This is a genomic window from Protofrankia sp. Cr2 (assembly GCF_963555885.1).
In the GTDB taxonomy this organism is placed as follows: Bacteria; Actinomycetota; Actinomycetes; order Frankiales; family Frankiaceae; genus Protofrankia.
Genome location: NZ_CAUVXG010000025.1, coordinates 1 through 12,083 on the forward strand (window position 1 = coordinate 1; position 12,083 = coordinate 12,083).

General features: G+C 65.2%; 10 protein-coding genes and 1 pseudogene. 3 read left to right on the forward strand and 8 right to left on the reverse strand.

The window, feature by feature from the left end:
* Both U9978_RS13265 and U9978_RS13270 read left to right on the forward strand, forming a co-directional pair.
* Positions 1-219: winged helix-turn-helix domain-containing protein (locus U9978_RS13265; protein WP_322761412.1), on the forward strand; the 219-nt coding region annotated here is incomplete at its 5' end.
* A gap of 286 nt (positions 220-505) precedes the next feature.
* Positions 506-754, forward strand: coding sequence for a transposase (locus U9978_RS13270; protein WP_322761413.1), 249 nt, complete (start codon positions 506-508; stop codon positions 752-754).
* A 221-nt stretch (positions 755-975) separates the two neighbouring features.
* Here the strand turns inward: U9978_RS13270 and U9978_RS13275 are convergent, their stop codons facing one another.
* The 5 genes and pseudogenes from U9978_RS13275 to U9978_RS13290 all read right to left on the reverse strand — a co-directional run bounded on the left by U9978_RS13275 (position 976) and on the right by U9978_RS13290 (position 4,656).
* A complete protein-coding gene (locus tag U9978_RS13275) occupies positions 976-1,791 on the reverse strand; it encodes a mycofactocin-coupled SDR family oxidoreductase (RefSeq protein ID WP_322761414.1) in 816 nt (271 codons plus the stop codon).
* A gap of 39 nt (positions 1,792-1,830) precedes the next feature.
* On the reverse strand, positions 1,831-2,700 hold the full coding sequence (locus U9978_RS13280; RefSeq protein WP_322761415.1) for an SDR family NAD(P)-dependent oxidoreductase: 870 nt from the start codon (positions 2,698-2,700) through the stop codon (positions 1,831-1,833).
* 144 nt (positions 2,701-2,844) lie between these two features.
* Positions 2,845-3,378: a DinB family protein gene (locus tag U9978_RS24055; RefSeq protein WP_416210956.1), complete on the reverse strand. Its 534-nt coding sequence runs from the start codon at positions 3,376-3,378 to the stop codon at positions 2,845-2,847.
* A gap of 168 nt (positions 3,379-3,546) precedes the next feature.
* Positions 3,547-4,332, reverse strand: a pseudogene (locus U9978_RS24060) (sterol desaturase family protein); the annotation flags it as partial.
* Between the two features lie 120 nt (positions 4,333-4,452).
* A complete protein-coding gene (locus tag U9978_RS13290) occupies positions 4,453-4,656 on the reverse strand; it encodes a hypothetical protein (protein WP_322761417.1) in 204 nt (67 codons plus the stop codon).
* A 333-nt stretch (positions 4,657-4,989) separates the two neighbouring features.
* Here U9978_RS13290 and U9978_RS13295 point away from each other — a divergent pair, with 333 nt between their 5' ends.
* Positions 4,990-6,543 (forward strand): glycosyltransferase family 39 protein, encoded by a 1,554-nt coding sequence (locus tag U9978_RS13295; protein ID WP_322761418.1) that lies wholly within the window; start codon positions 4,990-4,992, stop codon positions 6,541-6,543.
* 22 nt (positions 6,544-6,565) lie between these two features.
* Here U9978_RS13295 and U9978_RS13300 read toward each other — a convergent pair whose 3' ends face one another.
* The 3 genes from U9978_RS13300 to U9978_RS13310 all read right to left on the reverse strand — a co-directional run bounded on the left by U9978_RS13300 (position 6,566) and on the right by U9978_RS13310 (position 12,016).
* Positions 6,566-7,723 carry a hypothetical protein gene (locus U9978_RS13300; RefSeq protein ID WP_322761419.1) on the reverse strand — a complete coding sequence of 386 codons (1,158 nt, stop codon included), beginning with the start codon at positions 7,721-7,723 and terminating at the stop codon, positions 6,566-6,568.
* Between the two features lie 596 nt (positions 7,724-8,319).
* A complete protein-coding gene (locus U9978_RS13305; protein WP_322761420.1) occupies positions 8,320-10,551 on the reverse strand; it encodes a family 2 encapsulin nanocompartment cargo protein terpene cyclase in 2,232 nt (743 codons plus the stop codon).
* Positions 10,552-10,600: 49 nt separating this feature from the next.
* Positions 10,601-12,016 (reverse strand): family 2B encapsulin nanocompartment shell protein, encoded by a 1,416-nt coding sequence (locus U9978_RS13310; RefSeq protein WP_322761421.1) that lies wholly within the window; start codon positions 12,014-12,016, stop codon positions 10,601-10,603.
* Positions 12,017-12,083: the final 67 nt, after the last annotated feature.

Below are 12,083 nucleotides of genomic sequence, written 5' to 3' on the forward strand. Positions count from 1 at the left end.
TTCGGGGTGGTCTACACGGTTCCGGGGGTGTGGGGGCTGCTGCGGCGGCGGGGCTGGTCGTGTCAGCTGCCGGCCCGGCGGGCGGTGGAACGTGACGACGGGGAGGTAGCGGTGTGGCGGCGGGAGGTGTGGCGGCGGGAGGTGTGGCCGCGGGTAAAAAAATCGCCGCGGTCACCGGGGCCTGGCTCGTCTTCGAGGACGAGGCCGGGCAGACCCTGAGACCGCCACGGGTGACCAGCTGGGGCCGGCGTGGGCATACTCCGCTGGTCCGGGTGCGTGGGAACGGGTCGGGGGACGGGTCTCGGTGGCGGGGATGGTCTGCTACCGGCCCGGTCAGGGGTCGCGGCTGTTCTACCGGACCTTGCGGCACCGGGGCCGCACGGACGAGCCGAAGGTGTTCTCCTGGGGCGGGACTACCGGGATCTGATCGTGGCCGTGCACCGGCGGCTGGGCCGGCCGGTGGTGCTGGTCTGGGACAAACCTGAACCGGCATGTGTGCGCCCAGATGGCCGCGTTCGCCGCGGCGAACACGCTGTGGCTGACCGTAGTGCAGCTGCCGCGGTACGCCCCTGAGTTGAATCCGGTGGAGATGTCGTGGTCGGTCCTCAAGGGCGGGGACATCGCCAACCGGGTCTTCGGTGGTGTCGACGAACTCAACGACCTGATCCGCCACGACATGACCGGGTTCCAGCACCGGCCCGACCTCCTCGACGGCTGCCTCGCCGCCACCGGCCTGACCTGGGAACCGTCATGATCTGCAACGCTGTGATCCAACGACGTCACGCATTAAAGCTCAGTAGCTAACCCGTTGCCAAGGCGGGAGTCCAGGCTCAATGCCACTGAATCCGCTCCGATCTGTGCTCGCCCCGGCTGTCTGGCCAGCTGGGGCGAGCGCCGTTCGTTGTCCTGCAGCATCCCGTGCCTGCCCGGACCGGTGCCCGAGGTGATCACCACCCGATCTTGATCGGACCTTGGTCAAACCTTGGTCGCCCCCATGTCGAGGGTGAGCTGCGTTGCGGTGACCGACCGGGACAGATCCGAGGCGAGCCAGACGACCGCATCCGAGATGTCATCGGAGTCTGCGATGGGCAGGTCGGGCAAGAGGCTGGCGAACGACGCCGCGTACGACGGGTGGTCGGCCAGGACCTTGTGAATCGTCGGATCCTCACTCATCGGAGTCGCGACTCCCCAGGGATGCACCGAGTTCACGCGGATGCGAAACTCCCCCAGTTCGATGGCCGCGGCCTTGGTCAGTCCGACGACGCCATGCTTGGCCGCGCTGTAGTGGGCCTGAGCCGGTAACGACTTGATCCCCGCCACCGAGCTGACTGTGATGATCGACCCACCGTTGCCCGCCTCGATCATGTGCGGAACCGCGGCCTTGAGGGTCCGCCACACTCCGGTGAGGTTAACGTCGATCACGGTCTGCCACTGCTCGTCAGGCATTTCCCAGAACCGGCTCCAGTTGCTGATCCCGGCGTTGGCGACGACGACGTCAAGTCGGCCGCCGAACTCGGCGACACCGTCGGCGAGCACGGCCACCAGCGCGCCCGAGTCGCGGACGTCGGCCTGCCGGGCGTGGATTGGCTGGTCCTCGGCTTCAACCAGACGTACGGTCTCGTCAAGATCCTGCGATGTCGCGGCCGGGTAGACGTTGGCAGGCGACACCGGGCCGGCGACGTCCACCGCAATGATCTTCGCACCTTCGCGGGCGAGCCGCACCGCGTGGCTGCGGCCCTGACCGCGAGCCGCGCCGGTGACGAAAGCGACCTTGCCGTCCAGTAATCCCATGATCGTGATCCCGTCTTGTGACGTTTGTCCAGGGTCGGCTCAGCCCGAGGGGCTGGGCTGCGGCCAGGGGGTGGTGAGACGACGGACCAGGTCGGTGTCGCCGGTCCGGCGAAGCACGTACTCGCGTACCTGACCGCCGGCGGCGTGCACCACCCGTCCGGTGACGTCGGCCGCGTCCGGCGCGACGAGTCGCACGACGACGCGGGAGACATGTTCCGGGGAGAGGTCGAGTGCGGCAGCAGCACTGCCCTGCTGTCCGGCCGACGCGAGGAAGTTCTCCGACATCCTGGTCAGCGCCCCCGGCGAGACAGCGTTGGCGGTGATCCCGTACGGCGCGCCCTGTTTCGCGGTGGCCATGGTCAGTCCCCAGATCGCGGCCTTCGCGGAGCTGTACCCGGCGCTGTCTGCCATGCGGGTGTCCAGCGCGGCCTCCGAAATGGTGTTCACGATCCGGCCGTACCGCTGGGCGCGCATCGTCGGGAACGCAGCCCTGATCGTACCGACACTGCCGGTGAGATGAACGGCCAGCAGCCGCTGCAGCGCTGCCTCCTCGATGTCCTCGACCGTGCCGGGTGACACGATCCCGGCGTTGTTCACCACGATGTCGATCCGGCCGAAGGCGTCCATCGCGCACGCAACGGCAGCGGCCGCTCCCGCGAACGTGGAGATGTCCGAATGGTCGACGACAGCCTGCCCACCCTGTGCGACGACGTCCGCAGCGACGCCGTCAGCGACGGCCATACCGCGTTCGAGGCCGTCCACGCTGGCACCGACATCGTTGACGACCACCGCGGCGCCGGCCGCCGCGAGTGCCCGGGCGTGGGCTGCGCCCAGCCCACGCCCGGCGCCCGTCACGAGTGCGACTCGCCCCTGGAGTGGGAGACCTCCGCCGTCTGTCTGTACCAACATCGAAACCAACATCGGATCCCACCCCTAGGCTCATTGGATGCACTCTAGAACGCAGCGACCCACCGGCTGGGACGGGCCGCGCCGCGGCTGATCCGCCCGCTGATCCGCCCGCTGATCCGCGGGAGCCGAACTGTTACCCAGCGACTACCCCATCGATTTGGCGCCGTCCAGGGCCTCGCGGATGATGTCGGCGTGACCAGCGTGCTGAGCGGTCTCTGCTATCACGTGGAGCAACACCCGGCGCGCAGACCAGCGCGCGCCCGGTTCGAACCACGGAGCCTCGGGTAGCGGCTGGGAGACATCAAGATCGGGCAACGTCACCACGAGCTCATCGGTCCGACGCGCCACCTGCTCGTACTCGTCGAGCAGACCGGCCAGCGTCTCCCCGGCCAGCATGCGGAACCCCTCGGACCGCTCCGTCAGCTTCGCGGGCGACTGCTCCATCGCCAACGGGCCCTCGGTGATGAAGGCGATCCAACCCCGCTCGACGCTCGCGACGTGTTTGATCAGACCACCCAGACACAGCTCACTCACGGTGGTGCGTTGCGCGGCCTGATCGTAGGTCAGGTCGCGGACCGTGTAGCGCAGGAAGTACCGGTGCTTGGCCAACGTCTCCAGCAGGTCTGCGCGCTCGCTGGTCACGGCCCTCTCGGTTCGGGTCACGCTTTCCCCTTCCATCGATGTGACGACACAGGGCACCGTAGCGGCGACGTCCGACAAGTTCGATGCGCGCGTTCGACGTGGTCGGAACGGCGCAATGAGCTGGCCGACCCAGGATGCCGCCATGTCCTGCGGTATCCCGTAGGACGATGGGGTCCCCGCGGGCAGGTAGCGGGTGCCCAGCAGGGTGTCCCAGAAGGAGAAGACGGCGCCGTAGTTGCGGTTGACCGCCTCGGGAGTATCGGCATGGTGCCAGTGATGGAAGGCCGGCGTGACAAAAACGACGCTGAGCGGACGCAGAGTTAGCCGCGTGTTGGCATGGGCGAGGAACGGAAAGTAGAACTGGAAGGCGACGAACAGCGACGAGAACGTCAGATCAAAGCCGACGGCGTACAGCGGAAGAACGGTGACCGTCAGGTTGATGATCTGATCCAGCGGATGACCCCTGCTCGTGGACAACCAGTCAAGCTCGCGGCTGGAGTGATGGACCGCGTGCAGCCTCCACAGCGGGGGCAGCTCATGCAGTGCCCGGTGTCCGGCGTAATTCGCCAGGTCCGCCAGCAACAGGATGATGATGAACTGACACCAGCCGGGTTGGCGCAGCAGCAGCTCCCGCACGGCTTGCGGGCAGGCGTGGTGCACGCCAGGTGCAAGGACGGTGAGAACAGCGGTGGAGACAACGGTGATCGGCAGCCGGTTCGCGAAGGTATGCGCGACGTCTACATACCAGTCCTCCCGCCGTCGTCGACGGACGAGAGGCAGCAGTTGTTCAAGCGGAATGAACAGCAGCGCGCAGATGAAGAAACCGGCCAGGAGCTGCGGCCGTTCGACAACGCCTACCAGCACGGCCAGCGCGGTAACCACGGCAGCCGGGATTCTTTGCCGACGGCGAGGCGAAACACGTTCGGGGATGGTGCTCGTCGGGTGTTCGGAGCCGGCATCGGCTGACGCCACCATGACCGCCTCCACCATGACCGCCCCCACCACATGCCCCCCGGACGTCCATCGTTTCCGTTCCCGCCGCAGCTGGTCGGGGAGTCGGGGCAAGGTTCCCAGTCCCCGGCTCCCCGACGGATCAGCGACCCGGAAAGGTCACTTCGTGCTGACGATGATGGGGCCGGTGGGAGTGCCCGGCTTGACCGGGCCGATCGGCATGACCCCGGCGTCGGCGGTGGATCCGCTGAACCAGTTGGGATGGGTGACCGAAAGTGTGGCGCCGGCGACCCCGAGGGCGAGAATCGCGATCATTAGCAGGCGCGCAGCTGCCTGCCGGGTCACGTGCTGGATGGCGATCATGTGCGTCCTTTCCGCGGCCGACGAACTCCTCGGCCCGGTGAGAGGCGATCTACTTCCGACAAAACACCAAAAGGTGCATCTGTGGCGAAAAAACCGTCACATCGCCAGATTGCCACCTGGTATCCACCACATGTACAAAAGGTATCGAACACATAAACTTTTCGACGACAACACCACACCGTCCGCGCTACCTGGCAACTACGCACCCTGCTGACCTGCTGACCTACAACCGCGCCCGGCCCGTGTCCGTTCCGTGACCCTGTTGCCGGGCGCTCTTATCGTGTCGGCGCGTTGAGACTGGGCGGGTTTCCCGGAGCCCTATCGTCGTACCCGATGAGAAGCCCTTTCGTCGTACCCGATGATCCGATGGTCGTGGCGAAGGCGAATGCGAGGGGGCGCGGGTCGGACCCGGCGAGCATGCGGGATCTACCCGGCCGGGCGACCGCCCGATTCCAGGTCTGCGTGGTGCTGACAACCGTTATCTCCTCGCTCCTCGTCTTCCACGACACAGGCCGGAAAAGTCTCTGGTTCGACGAGGGGGTCACGGTCGGGCTGGTCTCCACCAACTGGGGACCGATGTGGGATTTCGTCCGGGACCACGAGACCAACATGGGGCTGTATACCGTCCTGTTGAAGCTGTGGACCACCGCCGGAGACGACGTAGCATGGTCACGGGCTTTTTCCGGTATCGCGGTCGTTGCCACGATACCGCTGCTCGCGGCGACCGGACGACGCCTCCTCGGCGAAACGACCGGGATCATTGCGGGAATATTGATCGCGGTCAATGCGTTTGCCATTCACTACGGCCAGGAGGTTCGTTCCTACAGCCTGACTCTCTTTCTCGTCACGTTGACGCTCTACCTGGTGTGCCGGCTGCTCGACACGTCCGGTCCGGGCCTGTCCGTCGCGTGGGGATTGGCTTGCTCAGCCGCCCTCTATTCACACGTCCTCGCTGCTTTCACCGTGATGTGCGAAATCGTCGCGGTGATTTTTGTGTTCCGGGCCAGAATCGTCTACCTGTGGCCCGGCCTCGTGGTGCAGGCCGTCGGATGCGCACCCTTGGTCTGGGTGCTGAACCGCCAGGGTTCGACCCGGCTGTCATGGGTGCCACCGCTGCGTGCTTCCCGTATCACGCAAACCGTCGCCGAAACAGTCGGAGCCGTCGGAACCTCGCCGCTGCTCTGGCTCTACTGCGCATGTATGGCCCTCGGCGTACTGCTGGGATGGCGCTCCCGGCCGATGTGGTTCACACTTGTCGTGGGATTCGGCTCGCTTCTCGCCAACATCATCGCATCCCTGTTTCTCGCGCCCCTGTTTCTCCCGCGCTACCTGATCGTCACCGTTCCCGGCCTGACCCTGCTGGCCGCATTCGGTCTGGCGCGACTCCCCCGCTTCGTCGCACGAGGCTCGCTCCTCGCCGCTACCATCACCTTTGCGCTGGTATCCGTCCACGCCTATTACGACACGCCCGCACCGGAGGATTTCCGCGCTGCCGCACGACTCATCGTCGACCGGTCGGACCGACAGGACGCGATCGCCTTCTTCAACCCGGCCGGATATGCGCCGTTCACCTTCTACGCCAGGAATCATCGCGATCGTCTGCCGCGCTCCCTGATCCCGCGCGTCGAGGGCGGCCGATCCCTCTACGACAGACCCACCCCCGGCGGACCGGCGGCCGAACTCCGGCAGGCAGCCGCAGAGCTGTGCCGCTACCGCCGGATATGGCTGGTGAGCAGCCATGACCGGACCGCCTGGGTCGGCGCCATCCAGGCGGACTTCATCCGGGCCATGAACGCCGACGGTTTCCGACTGGACAGCACCGAGACCGTCCCGGGCGTGACAGTGCGCAGCTACATCCGTGGGGAGCCCGACCGACGCTGCCAGTGACGGATGCCCATGTTCGAGGGGATCAGCGGCCCGCACGGAGCAGTTCGGCCACGCGGTCACCGACAGGCGAGACGCTGGGACGCGGCTCCCGTTCGAAGAACTCCTTCTTCCTGCGACGCAACAACGCCTCCCCGTCCCGCTCCCAGCTGAACTGCGACTTGCCGAGGACCGCGCGAAAGACCCGATTCACCTCCGCTGGATGACGCGCCACAAGGCGCCGGATGGCTGACGGTGACACGCTGTCGTCCCGCAGGTATGCACGCAACCGCGCCGCGTGGTCCCGGTCTCGAGCGAGGAAGGGATCTGCGAACAGGGCATCGAGATGGCCGTAATCACCATAGAAGCTGAGTCCTTCGGTCTCGTCATAGACGATGGCGACGGTGTCGGCCGAGCGGAGATCGTCAGGCAACTGGAACAGCTGCTCGGGAGCGAGCGCCAGCGACCGTGCCCTTTCAGCGGCCTTCCCCTCCAAGCCCTCCAGAAGCTTCTCCTGACGACGCCGCTGGTATTCCCGCATACCGTACTCGGCTTCATCCGGCGGCAGAATGACCAGATCGCAGCCGAAGTACGCGATGAAGTCGGCCCGGTCCTCGGCCTGCAGCTCCCAGGCCCGCTCCAGTTTCTCCGGATTACGGAAGAGCAGCTCGGGGACGGTAGCGACCGCCGCGGCCACGGCCTGCGCGAGCTGGGGACCCGCCGACCCGGGATACACGGCGAGATGTCCGCTGACCAGCCAGGCGTCCAGCGCCGGATGGACAGGGACGATCCGGCCGATCACGAACATACCGGGTTGCAGCTCGGCGAAGGCACCGCGGCCCATGTTGGAGTACATCTGGTAGACGAGATCGTCGACGAGGTTGTGCACGACCAACGCATCACCATCGCGCCGCTGCACCTCGAAGCTCCCCTCGACCACATCGCGCCAGCCGAGAACCATCGCCTTCTCGTCCTCGGGTAGTGGGGGACGGCGCTGGGCAACAAAACGCTCGACGACGGTACGACCATCACTCAGGCGCTGCTGGAGCGCGAAATGATCGATGATGAGGACCGCCATGTTCTCGTCGAGTGCACCGCCGTGTCGGTCGGCGGCTTCCAGCAGCTGGGCCGTCAGCTGACGTTCGAATCGCGGACCCTGCGCAAAATGGACGAGTTCACCCTTGAGGTCTCCGCTGCGGGCCACCAGTTCCGTGACCGACGGACCCGAAGACGACGAACCCGAAGACGACAGACCCGAAGACGATGCTCCCGAAACCCTTGGGATATTGATTGATCTATGAGTCATGGGCACCACCTGTCGCGTTCGATTGATCACGTTTCCATGTCTGGTACGGCTCGACTGCGCCGCACCGACTATTCATACCCCTCCTTCGATACCCTCCTGCGATCCGGCTATCGATGTACTGGGTGTGGATGTGGTGGTCGCCGGCGAGCCACTGGAAGCCGTCGGAGGGCTCCCGCCGGTCGGATCCGTCGGATGACCCGGCGAGTGCGACACCCTGTCCGCCAAGGACGCTCCCCGCGGCGACCCAGCGCCCAACAGGCCGGCGCTGCGCAGCAGGCTGCGCCGGTTCAGCTCGGACGGCGACAGCGCGGCGTCCGGTTTTGATTATCCCTCCTTCGGTGAATTTCTGTTCAGATACGCGGCACCTATTGCAAATAATTTGCAGCTACTATTTGGTCGCAATATGCCGCCGGTATGGACCGTCCGGGCTCGGGCTCTAACCCGGGCGGCATATTGTTCACTTTACTTCATATTTCTGATGTTCTAAGGTATTTCTACCGGCTGGCCGCACCTTGGCCGTCCGACGAGCGGAGCCGGCCGATATGGGCCCCCGAGATGCCTCGTCCGGTGGGGCCGCCGAACGGCGGTGTCCCGGCTGCCGGATGGTGTCGCAGTTCAGCTTCCTCGTATCGACGGGTTCCCTGATGCCAACGGAGGATTCCGGCCAGCCAGTTCTGCAGTTCCTCGGCATATCCCCGCACCGCGCCCCGTGCGTCGGCGTCCAGGTTGAAACTGTCACAGAGCGCGGGCAGTTCGATGGCGACAACATGTTCGAACTGGCGCAGCCGGGACGTCATCAGATCATTGACGACCCCGACAGCGCGTTCACGATCACAGTCGAAGAAATTCTGAATGACGAGAACGCAGTTGTGGATCTCACCTTCGAACTGAATTTCCTTCTGGTAGGAGAACACGTCGTTGAGCAGGCAGGCGTAGTCCGCGGCCGCGTGCTCCAGTGCCCTCATCGGTCGGGTCTGGTAAATTGCCGGTGGCACCGTCGGCCCCGCAGCCAGTCGACACAGGCTCATGGTGAGATCGGAACCGAAGGTCATCCGGCGCATCTCGATGTAGTCGATCGGGTCGGGAATCCGGTTCTGCCGCTGATTGGCGAGTTCCCACAACCAGCTACCGGTCATATCCTCGATCGCGCCGCGGAACATGCGACGCGCGCTCACGGCCATGGGCCCCGCGGTACGGGACCACAGATCGGCCAGACCGCGTTCCAGCGCGTTGACGGGGACCGGAATGACGGCGGACTCCACCGGCATGAATTCCGACAGCCGCCTGGTGCACGCCTTCGCGGCGGCTAGATCACCCGTCCGGCCGAAAATCACCGGATAGTAGTCGTCGGCGTAGGTTCCCCAGGTGAGCCAGCCCGTGGTCAGGTTCAGTTGGTCCGCCGTCGCATCCGGATGGATCCCCGCCGAACACAACGGAAAATCATACGCCCTGAGCTTGTGTTCGTCCCAGATTCCGGGCACCGGGTCGAGCATCCCGATCTTGCCAGCCCACTCCACGATGTGACGACGTGCAGCGGACAGGTGCGGGCTGCACCGGGTGGAATAGGGCATGTAGAAATCGGGACGCTGAAGCCGACCGACGACCTGATACGGGATGTGGGTGAAGCTCCGCAATCGCTGCGGTGCCGTCGAGACCAGTGCGGACCCGATGCGCGCTCCTGCGGTGCCCAGGCCCGTCGGACCGCCCAGGGCGCCGGTGCCCGCATGGGCCCCGCCATTCATGTAGCGGCTCGACCGCAAATGCCATTCATGACCACCCGACTGCCAGTCCTGCAGCCCCTTCACATAGGCCATGACATCCGCTCTGGCCGCCACGTCAAGGCCATGCTCCTCGACGAGCGGGGGTAACTCGGTGAAGGTGGTGTGCTCGAACTGGTGCAGCCGGGAGGTAAGCAGGTCGTTGACGATGTCGGCGGCTTCCTGGGTACCACACCCCAGGAATCGTTCGAAGACCAGGACGCCGTTGCTGAGCTCGCCTTCCTCTTCGACTTCGCGCTGGTAGGAGAACAGGTCGTTGCGCAGATGCACGCCGTCGGCGAACGTGTCCCGCAGTACCTGCATAGGCCGGGTCGCGGCGATCTCGGCGGGCACCTCGGCGGCCACCGCGTGTTCGATGAGATTCGCCGACCAGGGAGCTCCGCCGACCTTTCGCCGCATCTCGATGTATTCTATGGGGTCGGCAATCCGGTTTTCGTTGATGTTGGAAAGCTCCCACAACGACTCATCCAGGAGGTTCCCGGTGCTGGCGGCGAACCGACGCCGCCAATCCGCGGACCGGGCCGGGACGGTCCGGGTCCACAAGTCCGCAAGACCGCGTTCCACCGGATTGGTCGGCGTCTGTGTGATCGCGCCATCCGTCGGCATGAACGCCCGCAGCCGGTCAAGATATTCCTGTGCGCCGGCCAGGTCGTGCGTTCGCTTGTACAGCTCCAGGAAGTGGTCGTCGAAGTAGAACACCCACACGTACCAGTCCGTCACCAGGTCAAGGTCGGGACCTGTCGCGTCCGGATGGGTATATGCACAGAGCAGTGCGTAGTCGTGAGCGTCGAAGTCGCGCTCGTACCAGATCACGGCGCCGTTCTGCGACGCGTCGACCATGTCCATCTCGTAAGCCCAGGCTTTACTGTGCTCACGAGCTCGTTCCAGGTTCGGATTCAGCCGTGCCGGATGGGGCACATAGAACTCCGGTAGCTCGAATGGCACCATGAACCGCACGTAACCTTCCTCTTCGGCTGCTCCGCGGACAACACCACGGCTAGTCGCGGGATCTGGCTACCTCGACGTTCTCCAGGACACCGAGCGCGTCCGGCACGAGGACCGCGGCCGAGTAATAAGTGCTGACCAGGTAGGAGATGACGGCTTTCTCGTTGATACCCATGAATCGGACGGACAGGCCGGGCTCGAACTCGTCCGGGATGCCCGTCTGGTGGAGGCCGACGACACCCTGGTTGTCCTCGCCGGTGCGGAGCACGAGAATGGAGGTGGTCTGCGTGTCGGAGATGGGGATCTTGTTGCAGGGCAGGAGGGGTACGCCGCGCCAGCCCGGCACCTGGGCGCCGTCGATCACGGCTCCGGTCGGGTAGATGCCACGGCGGTTACATTCCCGGCCGAACGCGGCGATGGCGCGCGGATGGGCCAGGAGGAACCGGGAGTCGCGCCGTCTGCTGAGCAGTTCGTCGAGATCGTCGGGGGTGGGCGCGCCGGCGTGGGTGTTGATACGCTGGCTGCGGTCGGCATTGTGCAGAAGGCCGAATTCCCGGTTGTTGATCAGTTCTTTTTCCTGGCGTTCCCGTAGCGCCTCGATTGTCAGCTTGAGCTGGTGTTCGACCTGGTTCATCGGTTCGTTGTACAGATCGGCGACCCGGCTGTGTACCCGCAGCACCGTCTGGGCCACGCTCAACTCGTATTCGCGAGGCGCAAGCTCATAATCGACGAAGGTCCCCGGCAACTCAGGCTCCCCGGTATGCCCCGACGCCAGCGCGATGGACGCCTCACCGTGCTTGTTCTGTGGGGGCTCGGGCCTGCTCTGGAAGTGCTCGACATGGGTCCGCAACGCCTCGGACCGGCCAGCCAGCTCCTGGAACACCTGTTGCGGCAGCGCCAGCACCGTGCACCCGGTCACCGCCCTGACCGTGAACTCCCAGCTGCTCTGTGGCTCCACCAGCACCTGGTCACCGAAGTAGTCGCCGTCAGCCAGCACACCCAGCACGGTCTGATCGCCGTACTTTCCGGCGCCGACCTTGTCGACCTTCCCATGCGCGATGAGGAACACCCGGTCAGCCGGCTGGCCGGATTCCACGATCACATCGCCGGGAGCGAATTCCTGCTGAACGAACCGATCCGCCAACGCGCTCAGGAGCACCGCGTCGTCGAACTCCCGCAGTAGGGGAAGCTCACGCAGTTCCTGGGGAATGACGCGGACCTCAGCCCCGGTCGAGACAAAGGTAATCGTCCCGTCGCCCACCGTATATGTAAGCCGACGGTTGACCCGATACACGCCGCCCGCCACCTGCACCCACGGCAGTATCCGCAGCAACCACCGCGAGGAAATCTCCTGCATCTGTGGCGCGGACTTGGTAACTGTCGCCAGATTGCGCGCAGCCGCCGTACCCAGGCTCAGCTGCGGCTGCCCGTCCGCCGTACCAGTCTCCACACCAGCCGACTCCGTCATGACCGACACCACCAATTCTTAGTCGTAACAGCAGGAAAACAACGAACGTGCATTCGAGGAACATCTC